15 protein-coding genes are annotated in these 14,795 nt (G+C 65.7%); 4 read left to right on the top strand and 11 right to left on the bottom strand.

Translation table 11 applies throughout. The features are described from left to right. Nucleotides 1-374 precede the first annotated feature (374 nt). Complete coding sequence (locus AKL29_RS38995) at nucleotides 375-1,139, bottom strand: anti-sigma factor family protein (RefSeq protein WP_028334506.1); 765 nt, start codon at nucleotides 1,137-1,139, stop codon at nucleotides 375-377. A gap of 67 nt (nucleotides 1,140-1,206) precedes the next feature. After that, nucleotides 1,207-1,695 carry a sigma-70 family RNA polymerase sigma factor gene (locus tag AKL29_RS38990; RefSeq protein WP_028334505.1) on the bottom strand — a complete coding sequence of 163 codons (489 nt, stop codon included), beginning with the start codon at nucleotides 1,693-1,695 and terminating at the stop codon, nucleotides 1,207-1,209. A 227-nt stretch (nucleotides 1,696-1,922) separates the two neighbouring features. Here AKL29_RS38990 and AKL29_RS38985 point away from each other — a divergent pair, with 227 nt between their 5' ends. The 3 genes from AKL29_RS38985 (at nucleotide 1,923) to AKL29_RS38975 (ending at nucleotide 4,979) form a co-directional block, all read left to right on the top strand. Then, nucleotides 1,923-2,522, top strand: coding sequence for a histidine phosphatase family protein (locus AKL29_RS38985; protein ID WP_050387834.1), 600 nt, complete (start codon nucleotides 1,923-1,925; stop codon nucleotides 2,520-2,522). A gap of 130 nt (nucleotides 2,523-2,652) precedes the next feature. Beyond that, nucleotides 2,653-3,741 carry a chorismate synthase gene (gene aroC / locus AKL29_RS38980; RefSeq protein WP_050387833.1) on the top strand — a complete coding sequence of 363 codons (1,089 nt, stop codon included), beginning with the start codon at nucleotides 2,653-2,655 and terminating at the stop codon, nucleotides 3,739-3,741. 44 nt (nucleotides 3,742-3,785) lie between these two features. Further along, nucleotides 3,786-4,979 carry an adenylate/guanylate cyclase domain-containing protein gene (locus AKL29_RS38975; protein ID WP_050387832.1) on the top strand — a complete coding sequence of 398 codons (1,194 nt, stop codon included), beginning with the start codon at nucleotides 3,786-3,788 and terminating at the stop codon, nucleotides 4,977-4,979. Here AKL29_RS38975 and AKL29_RS38970 read toward each other — a convergent pair. After that, nucleotides 4,976-5,740, bottom strand: a complete 765-nt coding sequence (locus AKL29_RS38970; protein WP_244482665.1) for a hypothetical protein — start codon at nucleotides 5,738-5,740, stop codon at nucleotides 4,976-4,978. The two genes, AKL29_RS38975 and AKL29_RS38970, sit on opposite strands and share 4 nt — an antisense overlap. Nucleotides 5,741-5,830: 90 nt before the next feature. Continuing rightward, a complete protein-coding gene (clpS, locus tag AKL29_RS38965) occupies nucleotides 5,831-6,136 on the bottom strand; it encodes an ATP-dependent Clp protease adapter ClpS (RefSeq protein WP_021076758.1) in 306 nt (101 codons plus the stop codon). Nucleotides 6,137-6,369: 233 nt separating this feature from the next. Here clpS and AKL29_RS38960 point away from each other — a divergent pair, with 233 nt between their 5' ends. Beyond that, nucleotides 6,370-7,221, top strand: a complete 852-nt coding sequence (locus tag AKL29_RS38960) for a DUF1194 domain-containing protein (RefSeq protein ID WP_050387830.1) — start codon at nucleotides 6,370-6,372, stop codon at nucleotides 7,219-7,221. Nucleotides 7,222-7,325: 104 nt separating this feature from the next. On the opposite strand, the gene AKL29_RS38955 is transcribed toward AKL29_RS38960, so the two are convergent. The 7 genes from AKL29_RS38955 to AKL29_RS38925 form a co-directional block, all read right to left on the bottom strand. After that, complete coding sequence (locus AKL29_RS38955; protein WP_050387829.1) at nucleotides 7,326-8,159, bottom strand: nucleotidyltransferase domain-containing protein; 834 nt, start codon at nucleotides 8,157-8,159, stop codon at nucleotides 7,326-7,328. A gap of 54 nt (nucleotides 8,160-8,213) precedes the next feature. After that, complete coding sequence (locus AKL29_RS38950) at nucleotides 8,214-9,455, bottom strand: class I SAM-dependent RNA methyltransferase (protein ID WP_050387828.1); 1,242 nt, start codon at nucleotides 9,453-9,455, stop codon at nucleotides 8,214-8,216. Further along, the gene (locus AKL29_RS38945; protein WP_050387959.1) at nucleotides 9,448-10,209 is read right to left on the bottom strand and encodes a TlyA family RNA methyltransferase; all 762 of its coding nucleotides are present in this window, start codon (nucleotides 10,207-10,209) and stop codon (nucleotides 9,448-9,450) included. The genes AKL29_RS38950 and AKL29_RS38945 overlap by 8 nt, the downstream gene beginning before the upstream one ends. Beyond that, entirely contained in the window at nucleotides 10,206-10,769 is a 564-nt protein-coding gene (locus tag AKL29_RS38940; RefSeq protein WP_028334496.1) for a nucleoside 2-deoxyribosyltransferase, read from the bottom strand. The genes AKL29_RS38945 and AKL29_RS38940 overlap by 4 nt, the downstream gene beginning before the upstream one ends. Nucleotides 10,770-10,872: 103 nt before the next feature. Continuing rightward, entirely contained in the window at nucleotides 10,873-12,801 is a 1,929-nt protein-coding gene (gene dxs, locus AKL29_RS38935) for a 1-deoxy-D-xylulose-5-phosphate synthase (protein WP_050387827.1), read from the bottom strand. Between the two features lie 545 nt (nucleotides 12,802-13,346). Beyond that, nucleotides 13,347-13,598: an exodeoxyribonuclease VII small subunit gene (locus tag AKL29_RS38930; RefSeq protein WP_028334494.1), complete on the bottom strand. Its 252-nt coding sequence runs from the start codon at nucleotides 13,596-13,598 to the stop codon at nucleotides 13,347-13,349. A 127-nt stretch (nucleotides 13,599-13,725) separates the two neighbouring features. Continuing rightward, complete coding sequence (locus AKL29_RS38925; protein ID WP_028334493.1) at nucleotides 13,726-14,652, bottom strand: histone deacetylase family protein; 927 nt, start codon at nucleotides 14,650-14,652, stop codon at nucleotides 13,726-13,728. Between the last annotated feature and the right edge of the window lie 143 nt (nucleotides 14,653-14,795).

The following is a 14,795-nucleotide window of genomic DNA, read 5'->3' as shown; positions in this document are numbered from 1 at the left end:
CCCCAAAAGACGCGAAGACGCGAAACTGCAACTACCCCGGACTCTATCGGGGTAGACGCGGGCATTGCGGGCGCGTCAAAAGATGACCGGCCGCCGGAAGTCCCATCTGCGGCGTGCGGATGGGACGGCGGAAAGGAGTGCGGCCTCGAGAGGGGGACCAGCGCGGTACACAAAACCCCAATCGAGGCCGCGTGCGCCGATCGGCGGATCGGGCGCGGATCATCTTCGCGTGAGCATCCGGTGCGATAATGAGACGCGTCGATGACGCGAATCGAAGTTTTCGATGTCGGAATTGGGACACTGAGTGAGGCTGGATTCACTTACTCGAAATGACGCAATTTTGACGGCCTGATCTTCCGTAAATTTACCGGAGATCAGCCGCCGCTCTTCTCCATCTGATCGTAGACGGCCTGCGCGACCTGGGTCAGGCGCGTGCGATCGGTGCCGCCGCTGACGACATAGGCGACCCCCCGATCCGCCCAGAACAGCGCGCCATCGCTGCCCTGCACGGCATAGCGCATCTGGGTCGCCTCGGTCTTCACCTTGGCGGTGTAGACCGTGAACCGCTCACCCGACGTGCTCTCATACATCAGGAACGACGCCGGGCCGCTCGGTCCGGGCAGCAGGCGGCCGCCGACCAGCTTCAGCCCGGTCAGCTCCGGCGCGCGGACGTCCCAGCCGCAGCGCTTGGTCAGCCATTGTTGCAGGTGGTCGCGCTCGCTGCCCGGCACCTCGACGGGATGCCGGACCTCGACCACGTAGAGCCGATGCGCATCGAGTGCATCGACCGTGAAGCTCTGGAAGGCCGACGGCGTCGCCGAGGCGCCGCGCGCGATCCAGCCGGCGCCGCCACCGGCGACGAAGGCCATGACCGTCGCTGCTACCGCGCCATAGACCCAGCGGCGCGGCTGGCGCACCAGCCGCTCGAGCTCGAGCCGTTTCGGCACCGCCTCGTCCAGCACGGTGTCGTAGCGCGCATGCAGTGTCTCGGCCATCGCACGCCATGACTGCACCCGCGCCGCGTCGTCGGGATGTGCGGCAAGCCACGCCTCGACATCGCCGCGGCGTTCGGCCGGCAGCTCATTGTCGACGTAAGCGTGCAGCTCGTCTTCGGTGACGGGAATGTTCGGGTCGGTCATATCAGTGGTCTCTGCCAAATCTTGTTCGAAAATCGTTCATGCATAACGCCGGCCATCGCGCACATTATCATTTCACCCGCCGGAGCGCCGGGCGCTGGCCCTCGATCGAGGCCCGGACATGGGCGCGGGCGCGGGCGAGGCGGGACATCACCGTGCCGATCGGCACGCCCTGGATGTCGGCGACCTGCCGGTAGCTCATGCCCTCCAGCATCACCAGCAGCAGCACCGAGCGTTGCTCCTCGACCAGCGTCGACAGCGCGCGCTCGATGTCGCGTCCCTCGGCCTCGGTGCCGCTGGCGTCGGCATTGTTGTCGAGCAGCGGCACGAACGCCGGCCGCCGCGCCAGCGAGCGCCGGCGGTTCTTGTTCAGATTGGTCAGGATCGTGTAGAGCCAGCTCCTGACGTCGCCGCCGAGAAACAGACGCTCCGAGCGCAGCGCCCGCACCAGCGTATCCTGCACCAGATCGTCGGCGATATCCGTGTCACGCGCCAGCGCGCGCGCATAGCGACGCAGCGCCGGTATCATGGCTTCGACACTTTGACGAAACGCGGTCATGCATCCCAGTCTTCGATGGTCTCGGCGATAGCCGCCTTGTCCAACATAACACCCTGGCGGCGTGGCTATTCCGTCTGCGCCGATCTGCGCGCATACCGCCCAAGCTGCGGCCGATTTGGGCTTGTCGCCAGCCGAAGTGCTGGTGTACCTCCGATCCGAAAAAATTCGAAGCGTGGAAGCCTTGAGGCGGCCGACCTCTCGCACAGCAGGGACCAGCCGTTACGGGAATGCCGGTACCGACGATTTATTACATCCGCCACGGCGAGACCTCGTGGAACGCCGAAGGCCGGCTCCAGGGCGTGCAGGACATCGCCCTCAATGAGCGCGGCCGCGCCCAGGCGGCGCATGCCGGGCGCATCCTCGCCGATCTCCTGGCGCGCGACGGCCGCGACAAGACGACGGTGCCGTTCGTCGCAAGCCCGCTGATCCGGGCGCGGGCGACCATGGAGCTGGTGCGCGCCGAGCTCGGCCTGCCGCCCGGCGACTACACCCTCGACGCGCGGCTGCGCGAGATCGGCTACGGGACGTGGGAGGGCTCGACCCTGGCGCAGGCGCAGGCTGCGGACCCCGCACTGTATGCCCGCCGCCTGGCCGAGAAGTGGACGGTGTCGCCGGCCGGAGGCGAGAGCTATGTCGACGTCCAGGTGCGAATGACCGACTGGTATCGCTCGGTGACGGCAGACACGGTCGCGGTTGCCCATGGCGGTACGGCGCGGGCGCTGATGGTGGCGCTCGGCCTTGAGACGCCGGCCTCGGCCGCCGAACTTTATATCGAGCAGGGGGCGGTCTACGTGTTCGGTGAGCAGGGGCTGCGCCAATATAGCTAAGCATCCCGTCATTCCGGGGCGATGCGGAGCATCGAACCCGGAATCTCGAGATTCCGGGTTCGCCCTTCAGGCGCCCCGGAATGACAGCCTGGCTGTTTGACCCCGCTGCCTCCGCGCGTTACGACACGCCATGTCCTTCAATACTTTCGGCCATATGTTCCGCGTCACGACCTTCGGCGAGAGCCATGGGGTCGCGATCGGCTGCGTCGTCGACGGCTGCCCGCCGCTGATCCCCCTGACCGTGGAGGAGATCCAGCACGACCTCGACCGCCGCCGCCCCGGCCAATCGCGCTTCACCACTCAGCGCCAGGAGCCGGATGCGGTGAAGATCCTGTCCGGCGTGATGGCGCATCCGGAGAGCGGCGCGCAGGTGACGACCGGCACGCCGATCGCGCTGCTGATCGAGAACACCGATCAGCGTTCGAAGGATTATTCCGAGATCAAGGACAAGTTCCGGCCCGGCCATGCCGACTTCACCTATGAAGCGAAATACGGCCTGCGCGATTATCGCGGCGGCGGACGCTCCTCCGCGCGCGAGACCGCGACCCGCGTCGCGGCCGGTGCGATCGCGCGCAAGGTGCTGCCCGAGGTGAAGGTGCGCGGCGCGCTGGTGCAGATGGGGCCGCACAAGATCGACCGCGAGAAGTGGGACTGGGACGAGATTGCGAACAACCCGTTCTTCTGTCCCGACAAGGACAAGGCGGCGTTCTTCGAGAGCTATCTCGACGGCATCAGGAAGAGCGGCTCCTCGATCGGCGCCGTCATCGAGGTCGTCGCCGAGGGCGTGCCGGCCGGGCTCGGCGCGCCGATCTACGCCAAACTCGACAGCGACCTGGCGGCGGCGATGATGAGCATCAACGCGGTCAAGGGCGTCGAGATCGGCGCCGGCTTCGGCGCCGCCGAATTGTCGGGCGAGGAGAATGCCGACGAGATGCGGACCGGCAACAACGGAACGCGTTTCCTGTCCAACCATGCCGGCGGCGTCCTCGGCGGCATCTCGACCGGGCAGCCGGTGGTGGTGCGCTTTGCGGTCAAGCCGACCTCCTCGATCCTGACCACGCGCCGCACCGTGGACCGCAAGGGCGCGGATACCGACATCCTGACGAAGGGCCGCCACGACCCCTGCGTCGGCATCCGGGCGGTCCCGGTCGGCGAGGCCATGATGGCCTGCGTGCTGGCCGATCATTTTCTGCGCGACCGCGGGCAGACCGGGCGCTGATCCCTTATATAGTGGCGGTCGCCAGACCGCCCTGGGGGAATGCCATGAACGCGTCGGAGCTTCGGGACATCATCGAGTGGATGATCGGCGGCGCGCGGTCGGCGCCGACCCCGCCGCAGATGATGGCGGAATGCTGCGAGCGGCTGGTGCGGGCCGGATTGCCGCTGTGGCGCATCGGCGTCTTCGTGCGCACGCTGCATCCGGAGATCTATGGCCGCCATTTCTTCTGGAAGCCGGGTAGCGAAGTCGAAACCGGCACCGTCGATCACAACATCCTGGATTCCCCGGACTTTGCCGTCAGCCCGCTGTCGATCGTGTTCAGGCAGGGCGTTGAAGTACGCGCGCGCCTCGACGACCCCGCGAGCAAACGCTTTCCCATTGTCGTGGACCTGCAGGCCGAGGGCGTCACCGACTACATCGCGATGCCGCTGGTTTACACCGACGGCTTCGTCAATGCCTCGAGCTGGACCACCAGGCAGCCGGGCGGCTTCACCGAGGAGCAGCTCGATGCGATCCGCTCGATCACCGTGCCGCTGGCACGCTACATCGAGATCGTGACGCTGCGCCGCACCGCGTCGCTGTTGCTCGACACCTATGTCGGCAACCGTGCCGGCGAGCGCATCATGGGCGGCCAGATCCGGCGCGGCCATGCCGATACGATGGATGCCGCGATCTGGCTGTCGGACCTGCGCGGCTTCACCGCGCTGTCGGACCGCCTGCCCGCCGAGACTGTCGTGGAGATCCTCAACCTCTACTTCGATTGCCAGGTCACTGCGATCCGCGACCATGGCGGCGAAGTGCTCAAATTCATGGGCGACGGCCTGCTCGCGGTGTTCCCGGTCGACGAATATCTCGGCGACGAGGTGCAGGTCTGCTCACGTGTGCTGGAGGCCGCGCGCGCGTCCCGCGCCGGCGTCGAGGCGCTGCAATTCGCCAATGGCGATGCCGTCGAACGCTTCCGTTTCGGCGTCGCCCTGCATCTCGGGCGCGTGCTCTACGGCAATATCGGCGGCGGCAACCGGCTCGACTTCACCTGTATCGGTCCGGCGGTCAATCTTGCCGCGCGGCTGGAGAAGATCGCCGGCCGTCTCGGCCGCACCGTGGTGGCCTCGGAGCGCTTCGCCGGCATCAGCGACGGCGGCTGGAGCGATCTCGGCGAGTTTCCGATCGCGGGATTTGCCAAGGCCGAACGGGTCTACGGCCTGTACGACGAGGCGCCGGTCGCTGCCGCGAGCTAGCCGCCGCGGGCGTAAGACTGCTTCAGGCCGAAGGTCAGGATCGACAATGTGATCCACAGCCGCAGCATGGCGAAGCCGAAGATGAAGACGACGTAGATCAGGTTCTTGAGCGGCTGGTCCACCATCGAGATTTGCCAGAAGTGCCAGATCGCGGTGCGCACAAGCGCCTGCCCGTAGCCCAGCGCAACGTTGATCGTGCCCAGCACGAGCACCGCCGCGCCAAGCCAGAGCGCGTGCCGGCCAAGGTCCTTGACGGCGGCAACCAGCGCAACGCGGCCGCCATTGCCTTCCGCATTGACGATGATCAGCAGCACCAGCGCCGCGATCGCCGCACTCCAGAACCGGCCGAGATGGGTGACCTGATCGAAGGCCATGCCGTCGAGGCCCGACAAGAGATACGGTGCAAACGACGAGAAGCCGATCGCGGCGGCGCCGAGTGACGCCACGATCATCACGAGCACGATCCGCCACAGGATCGACAGCGACAGTCTGATCTGCTCGGCCAGCGTCAATTCGCCAAGCGATGATCGACCTCCGGAAGCCTGGATCGAGTCCCGTGCCGTCGCGAAGAAGGCGAGCAGCACGCAAGCGTTGGCCAGCGCCAGCGCGGGCACGATCAGGCCGAGATTGCCGTAGCCGACGATCCGCAGCGCCGCCGCCATGACGAGCCAAGGCAGGGCGGGCAACGGGCGAAATGGCCCGAACGAGGTCTCCGGGCGAGTCTTCCGCAGGGACAGTTGTTGGCGCAGCGCGACGGACATGCCGCGTTCATGCCATGTGATCCCTAAAGCACCGGTCGCCGCGATCGCTAAAATTGGCGGCAAGGCCTGTGGCAATCTGGCGCTGGCGCGCTATTCCTCGGGCTCGGTGGTGAACAGCAGCGGATAGCCCTTGGCGCGGCCGGCGTCGGTGGCGCGCGTCGCCTTGGTCTCGGCGACGTCCCTCGTGAACACAGCGACGACGCAGACGCCGCGCTGGTGCGCCGTCAGCATCACCTTGTAGGCCTGGTCGTCGGTCATGCGGAATTCACCCTTCAGCACGGTGACGACGAATTCGCGCGGCGTGTAGTCGTCGTTGACCAGGATCACCTTGTGCAGGCGCGGCCGCTCGACCTTGGTCTTGGTCCTGGTTTTCGGCTTGACGACGGTATCCGGCATCGCACTCCCTCGCGATTGCCCCGTAAGAATACCGTCTTCAGGCGCGCCTTGGAACCGTTCGATTTGCACGGCGTCATTGCGGCAACGGCACGGCGCGCGTCGCCGCATTCGAGACAAGCGAAGTCTGACTTGAGTGTGGGCGTCTAACCTGAATGTGAAGGACAGCTGATATCTGCGCTTTTCGCCGCCTGAATTGCGTGTCACCATGACACTCATACGACGGGAGGGCCGCAATGCGCTGGTATGTCTCGATCGGAGCGGTGCTTGTCGCGGGCATGTTGGCCAGCGGCGATGTGGCCGGTGTTGCCGCGCCCGGCCCGGGAACCCAGCCCGGCCATCGCCTGGCTGAAAAGGAATCCACACCGAGCGTCGACATCGAGTTGATCATCGCGGTCGACGTTTCCTATTCGATGGATATGGACGAGCTTGCGATCCAGCGCGAGGGCTATGCGCAGGCGATCGTCTCCAAGGATTTCCTGCAGGCGCTGAAGGCCGGTCCGAACGGCAAGATCTCGATCACCTATTTCGAATGGGCCGCCTCCAACGATCAGAAGATCATCATCCCCTGGCGGGTGATCGACGGCCCTGAATCCGCCGATGCGGTCGCCGCCGAAATTATGAAGACGCCGGTGCGCCGCGCCTCGCGCACGTCGATCTCCGGCGCGATCTATTTCGCGATCCCGATGTTCGAGGAGAATCCGCATCGCGGCCTGCGCCGCGTGATCGATATTTCCGGCGACGGGCCCAACAACAACGGCACGCCGATCACGCCCGCGCGCGACGCGGCGCTTGACAAGGGCATCGTCATCAACGGGCTGCCGATCATGGTGAAGGAACCGTCCTACTCGACGATGGATATCGAGAATCTCGACTATTACTACGAGGACTGCGTGATCGGCGGACCGGGCTCCTTCGTGGTGACGATCAAGGATCGTGAGAAGTTCAAGGAGGCGATCCGCACCAAGCTGCTGCTCGAAGTCGCCGGCCGCACCCCCGAGCGCCCGATCATGCGGACCGCCGACAAGGAGCCGCGGGTCAATTGCCTGATCGGCGAGAAGATCTGGCAGGACCGCTGGGGCCGGTAGCGATCATGGAAATCTCGCAGGATGGGTAGAGCGCAGCGAAACCCATCAATTCATATCCGCGGCGCGAATGATGGGTTTCGCTGCGCTCTACCCATCCTGCGGTTCTAACTCGCCCTACAGATCTTCTGGAGCTCACTCTCTATCGCGCGCAGCATCTGCAACGCGGCGGCGTGCTCGGCCGCGCCGATCTCTTGCCATATTTGCGCGACACGTCCAGACAGTTCGCGAACCGTCACCGGAAAATTCGCGGCCTGTGCCAGCGCGCCCCTTTCGTTGATCAGATACGCCCCGTTCAGCGCAAACAGCACCTGCGCGATGCAGGCCAGCGCGCGATAGGCGCAGCCGGCGATATGCGTGCTGTCGCCGCGCGGCAAGGCGAGCTCGGCATTCTCGATGCTGAACTGGGCTTCCCATTGAAAGCGCCGCACCAACGCATCGCGCAAGGCCGGCGGGTAGGGCACGGTCCTCGCCTTCAGCGCCGCGACGAGGCCGTCGGGATCGTGCAGCGCACGGCACAGCGCGACCTCGCCCATCCAGATCGCCGAGCAGAAGTCGTGCGGATGGCCGGGCTGATAGTGCATGCTGATCTCGCCGTTCCGGCAAGCATCGATGACAGCGGAGACCCGATCGATGCTGCGGTAGAGCAGGTCGACCTTGCGGCCGTCGATCGTGAGCCAGGCACCGCCGACGATCCACGGTCCCCATTCGCCGACCGGCGTGACATGCGCAACAGCGGGATCGTCGACCAGACCCGTTACAGCTTCGCGCAACCGATCGATATCCGGCGCGGCGCCATCCCGATGATAGAGGCCGATATCGGTGTCGGAGGTGTCATGCGCCGTGCCGCGCGCCCGCGAGCCGCCGAGCACGATGGCGGCGACGCCCGGTACGGCGGCGAGAACGGGAATGATGCGTGCGAGCAGCGGATCGTCGGACATGGAGCGCAGATTATAGCGAGACTGCCCGCGCTCAGCGATAGTCGCTGCGTCCTGTCAGCGCGCGAACCGCGCCACCAGCTCGACATGGGGGGTGTGGCGGAACTGATCGACCGGCGTGACGTCCGCGATCCTGTAGCCGCCGTCGATCAGGATCTTCGCGTCGCGCGCAAACGTTGCGGCGTTGCAGGACACCGCGACGATCACCGGCACCTTGCTCGTCGCCAGCTGGGTGACCTGCGCCTGCGCGCCCTGCCGCGGCGGATCGAACACGACGGCGTCATAGTCGCGCAATTCCTGCGGCATCAGGGGACGGCGGAACAGGTCGCGGGCCTCGGCCTTGAGCGGCTTCAGCCCCGGCGTCGATTGCGCGGCCTTCTGTAGCGCGGTGATCGCACCCGTGTCGCTGTCGAAGGCCGCGATCCGCGCCTTCTCCGCGAGGCGCAGCGCGAACGGACCGACGCCGCAAAACAGGTCGGCGATATGCTTGGCGCGTCCGCAATGCGCGCGAACCAGCGCGGCCAGTGCCTCCTCGCCCTGGACGGTCGCCTGCAGGAACGAGCCGGGCGGCAGCACGACCTTCGCCTTTCCGATCGCAATCTCGGGAGAGGCACGCTGCAGCACCAGCTCGCCGTGGCGTGTCAGCCGCGCCAGCCGGTGCTTCTCCGCGACGCGCGACAAAGTGGTGATCAGGCTGGTTGGCAGCGCGCCGGAGCCGCGCACGTCGATGTCGAGGCCGTTGACGGTTGCGGTCACCTGGATGTCCAGCGGCTTGCCGGTCGCGATCAGCGGCTCGGCTGTGGCCCAGGCCGCCTCGAGCGCGCCGTCGAGCGCAGGATCGAGGATCGGGCAGCGATCGACCGGGATGATGTCGTGCGAACCTGCCGCGGCGTAGCCGACCTTGAGGACCTCATGGCTGCCCATGCGGCCGTGCAACGTGATGCGGCGACGGCCCGCGCCATGGGCATCGATCAGCGCAGCGACTTCCGCCGCAATCTTCGCCTGCGCCAGCGTCTCGACCACGATGTTGCGCTTCCAGGCGTGGTAGGGCGCATCGTTCCAGTGCTGGATCGCGCAGCCGCCGCAGACCCCGAAATGCGGACAGAACGGTACGATGCGCTCGGGGCTTTCCTGCACGACCCGCAGCAGCCGCCGCCGGTCGGGATGGTTGCCCGGGACGTCGTCGACCTCGACCATTTCGCCGGCCAGCGCATAGGGCACAAAGATCGATTGCGATCCCTCGATCGCGACGCCGTCGCCGCGGTGACCGACATGGTCGATGGTAAGAAGCTCAGCCACGGCGCGCGCCGAGGAAGAATTCGATATTGCCGTCGCCGCCCGAGATCGAGGACGGGAACACCTGAATGTCGGTGCAGCCCTGCGAGGCGGCAAAGGCGGCGATGTCGTCGCAGATCTCCTGGTGCACCATCGCATTGCGGATGACGCCGCGCTTGGAGTGTTTGCGCGCCGCCTCGAATTGCGGCTTGATCAGTGCCAAAAGATGCATCGGGGCTGCCGCCAGCGACAGCGCGACCGGCAGCACGAGCTTCAGCGAGATGAAGCTGACGTCGATCACCACGATGTCGGGCCGCGCCGGCAGGCGCTTGCCCTCGAAACTCCTGATGTCGGTTGCCTCCATGGAGACGATCTTCGGATGCCCCTGCAGCGAGGGATGCAGCTGGCCGTGGCCGACATCGACGGCGAACACGAGGCTAGCGCCGTTGGCGAGCAGCACTTCGGTGAAGCCGCCGGTCGAGGCGCCGACATCGAGGCAGACATGGCCCTCGACGTCGATCGGATAGTGCTCGAGCGCGCCGGCGAGCTTGACGCCGCCGCGCGAGACATAGGGATGCGCCGGCTCCGCCGAGAGTGCCGCGCCCGGTGCGACGATCTCGGACGCCTTCGCGATCTGCTTGCCGTCGGCGGTGACGAGGCCGGCGTCGATGGCGGCGCGCGCCCGCGCCCGGCTTTCGAACAGGCCGCGTTCCACCAGCAGCACGTCGATGCGCTTGCCGGCGGATGCGTCGTTGTCGTTGTCGCCCGCTCTGGTCACTTCGCCGCCTGCCGGCGCTGCGCGGCAGCGAGCCGCACGCACGCCTCGAAGGAGGTGAGGTCGTGCCAGAGGTCGGCCGACGGCTCGCGCGGGGTCACCAGCGGGCTGCCGTGCAGGTCGAGCGCGTGCATCATCATCAGATTATCCGGTAATCCAAACTCTTCCACCGTCAGCCCCTCCGCATCGATCAGGCGTCCGTCGGATGCCGGCACGACCTGACTGAGCCGCGCCACGCGATTGGCGTAGGACGTGGGATCGTTGGAATAGGCGAGACACAGTTTGTCGCGTCCCGCCATGTAGCCGAGTTCGTAAACCGTGCCTGCGTCGGCACTGGGGCCGCGAAACGGCGTCAAGTTGGCGATGATGGCGTCGGCAGACTCCATCATCGCCTCGTTGCTCTTGAAGATGGTGAGCGAGGCGCCGGCGGCGGTGGGATCGATGCTGTTATCGAGCGGATACAGCCCGGTCAGCCCGTGATAGGCGCAAACCTCCGCCTTGCGGCGGCCGATCTCCACGGCATCCGGCAGGAACACGTCAGGACCTGCCAGATAGATCTTCATGGACTTGCCGGGGCTGGTGCGTTTTCGAGCGAGAACCTGGAGCTTCGGTTCTGATTGATTCAATCAGAACCGAAAATGCTCCAGTGAGCGCCGCCCGCAGCGATCAGGCGAGCTTGACGGTCTCGGCCTTGTAGTCCTTGCCGAGGGTTTCGAACACCTTGGCAACGATGCTCTTGGCGTCGAGACCGGCGCGGGCATACATCGCCGCCGGCGTGTCGTGGTCGAGGAACACGTCGGGCAGGATCATCGAGCGGAACTTGAGCATGCCGCTGTCGAGCATGGCGTTGTCCGACAGGAACTGCATGACATGCGAGCCGAAGCCGCCGATCGAGCCTTCCTCGATCGTGATCAGGATCTCATGGTCGCGGGCGAGCTTCATGATCATTTCTTCGTCGAGCGGCTTCATGAAGCGCGCGTCGGCGATCGTGGCGGAGAGGCCGTGCGCCGCGAGCTCGTCGGCCGCCTTCTCGCACTCGGCGAGACGGGTGCCGAACGACAGCAGCGCGACCTTCTTGCCCTCGCGGATGATGCGGCCCTTGCCGACTTCCAGGGCAACGCCGACTTCCGGCATCTCGATGCCGCGGCCTTCGCCGCGCGGATAGCGCAGCGCGCTTGGACGATCGTTGATCGCAACCTGCGTCGCCACCATGTGGACCAGTTCCGCCTCGTCGGCGGCGGCCATGATCACCATGTTCGGCAGACAGCCGAGATACGCATTGTCGAACGAACCCGCGTGCGTCGCGCCGTCGGCGCCGACCAGGCCGGCACGGTCGATCGCGAAGCGGACCGGAAGGCTCTGGATCGCGACGTCATGGACCACCTGGTCATAGCCGCGCTGCAGGAAGGTCGAGTAGATCGCGCAGAACGGCTTGTAGCCTTCGGTGGCGAGGCCGGCGGCGAAGGTCACCGCGTGCTGTTCGGCAATGCCGACGTCGAAGGTGCGGTCCGGGAACGCCTTGTTGAAAATATCGACTCCGGTGCCCGACGGCATCGCCGCGGTGATGGCGACGATCTTGTCGTCCTTCTCGGCTTCCTTGACGAGGCTCTGGCCGAACACGTTCTGGTAGGCTGGCGCATTCGGCTTGGCCTTGGCCTGGGTGCCGGTCGCGACGTCGAACTTGACCACGGCGTGGTACTTGTCGGCGGAGGCTTCGGCCGGGCCGTAGCCCTTGCCCTTCTGGGTCACGACGTGAACCAGGATCGGGCCGGTCTCCATGTCGCGGACGTTCTTCAGCACCGGCAGCAGATGATCGAGATTGTGACCGTCGATCGGGCCGACATAGTAGAAGCCGAGCTCCTCGAACAGCGTGCCGCCGTCCATCATGAAGCCGCGGGAATATTCCTCGACGCGGTTGGCGCGGTTGGCGAGGATCTTCGGCAGCCGCTTGTTGATCTGCTTGGCGGCCTCGCGCAGCGAGCGGTAGGTCTTGCCGGAGTAGAGACGCGACAGATAGGCGCTCATCGCGCCGACCGGCGGCGCGATCGACATGTCATTGTCGTTGAGGATCACGATCAGGCGCGAGTTCATCGCGCCGGCGTTGTTCATCGCCTCATAGGCCATGCCCGCCGACATCGCGCCGTCACCGATCACGGCGATAACGTTGTTCTTGCCGCCGGAGAGATCGCGCGCCACGGCCATGCCGAGGCCGGCCGAGATCGAGGTCGAGGAGTGCGCGGCGCCGAACGGATCGTAGTCGCTTTCGGTGCGCTTGGTGAAGCCGGAGAGGCCGCCGCCGGTGCGTAGCGTGCGGATGCGGTCGCGGCGTCCGGTCAGGATCTTGTGCGGGTAGGCCTGGTGGCCGACGTCCCAGATCAGGCGGTCGCGCGGGGTGTCGAAGATGTAGTGGATGGCGGTGGTCAGTTCGACCACGCCGAGGCCGGCGCCGAAATGGCCGCCGGTCACCGACACCGCGTCGATGGTTTCCTGGCGCAACTCGTCGGCAACCTGCTGCACCTGCTCGACCTTCAGCTTGCGCAGGTCATCCGGCGTGTGAATAGTGTCAAGAAGCGGCGTCTTACTAAATGTGGTCACAGCGAATTTCCAATTTTTGCCTGTCGGAACGAACCGCCCGACGCGAGATGGGATGGCGCGCACACCGCGCAGCGAATGCCAGACACTCGGTGCCGCCCCGGCAGGCCGGTGCCTGGTTGTAAGCCTAGATTCACTCCGGATTGGACCACGTGATATGCATCACCTTGGTCGCGCTTCACCCGTCCCGGTTCAGTTTTGTCGAACCATTTGAGATGCATGCCGCCCGAAAAGTCGGGCTGCCCGCCACTCTCAAATGCCCATAGAACTGGAAGCATTACACCAAAGCCGCAGCCAAAGCCAACCCGATAGGGGGCGCAGGGTTCCTATGCGGCGCGCTAAAAAACCTAATCTTTTCAATGCCTGGGTGGGAGCCGGGTTCCAATTCGCCTAATTTGACGGCAGCCGGCCGGGGCGGCTCGGCCTGATTCGCAGCCGTACCCGACCCCCGCGGGTAGCCCCGGGGGTTTACGGGTGGCTGGAAATGCACAGCAACAATTGCCCGCCGTGGCGGACATCGCGCCGCACGATCGAGGTGGTCGGTGGCGCTACTGCACGTCGAGTGGTTCGGTGCCGGTCGGCTGGCCCGAGGCGTCGGTGGTGATCTTGTCGACGCGGGCTTCGGCCTGGCGCAGCAATTCCTCGCAGCGCCGCTTCAGCGCCTCGCCGCGCTCGTAGATCGCGACCGATTCCTCAAGCGGGACCTTGCCGTCCTCGAGCCGCTTGACGATCGATTCGAGTTCCTCGATCGCGCGTTCAAAGGAGAGCTTCTTCACGTCGGCTTGGGTATTCTCGGCCATTCTTGCGTTCCCGATTGCGTGGATCAGATCGCAACCTGATCTTGTCGTCCAAACATGACCTGTCGCAGGCCATGCTCGCCCCGGCGCAGAATCAATCGAATTTTTGCGGACGTATTGTGGCGGGGATTTACCCGTCCATCAATGCGGTGACGTGAGATGCCACCGACTCTTTCAGGCCCTGCAGGTCGTAGCCGCCTTCCAGGACGGAGACGACGCGGCCGCCGGCGCTCTTGTCGGCGAGATCCATCAGCTTGCGCGTGACCCAGCCGAAATCCTCGCCCGTCAGGTTGATCGAGGCCAAGGGATCGCGGTGATGCGCGTCGAAGCCCGCCGAGATGACGACGAGTTCGGGGGAGAACTTCTCCAGCTGCGGCAGGATCAGATTCTCGAAAGCGGAGCGGAACTTGGCGCCGCCGTCGCCGGGCGCCAGCGGCGCGTTGACGACAGTGTCGTGCTCGCCACGCTCGCCGGCGGCCCCAGTGCCGGGGAACAGCGGCATCTGGTGCGTCGAGCAATACATCACGGTCGGGTCGGCCCAGAAGATATCCTGCGTACCGTTGCCGTGATGGACGTCGAAATCGATGATCGCGGCGCGCTTGATGCCGTATTTGCGCTGCGCGTGGCGGGCGGCGATCGCGGCATTGTCGAAGAAGCAGAAGCCCATCGGCGTCGATTTCTCGGCGTGGTGCCCGGGCGGGCGCACCGCGACGAACGCGTTTTGATGCTTGCCCTCCATCACCGCATCGGTGGCGGCCACCGCGCCGCCGACGCCGCGCATCACCGCTTCCCAGGTGCCTGGCGACATCGAGGTGTCGCCGTCGATATAGATCATGCCCGAGGTCGGCGCGATGTGGCGGAGTTCGCTGACATAGTGCTCGCCGTGACAGAGCAGCACGGTGTCGAGGTCGCCTTCCGGCGCGGAATCGCGCACCAGCGCCTTGAAACGATCCTCGCCGAGCACCTCGGCGACCGCCCGCAGCCGGTCGGGGCGTTCGGGATGTCCGGGAGGGGTCAGGTGGTCGAGACAGGCGGAATGCGTCAGAAGCAGTGTCATGCAAATTCCCGGCGCAATCGATGCGCGTGCGAGGACGCATGATCCGGAAAAGTGCGCAGCGGTTTTCCGACCAAGATCATGCAAGAGTAGGCCCTAATCTAGGCCGTTAGCGGCGTTCCGGAAAGGGCCGACATCATCCCTGT

This window comes from Bradyrhizobium pachyrhizi (assembly GCF_001189245.1).
In the GTDB taxonomy this organism is placed as follows: Bacteria; Pseudomonadota; Alphaproteobacteria; order Rhizobiales; family Xanthobacteraceae; genus Bradyrhizobium; species Bradyrhizobium pachyrhizi.
The sequence above is the reverse complement of the archived record's forward strand: the minus strand, read 5'-3'. Positions and strand labels throughout refer to the sequence as shown.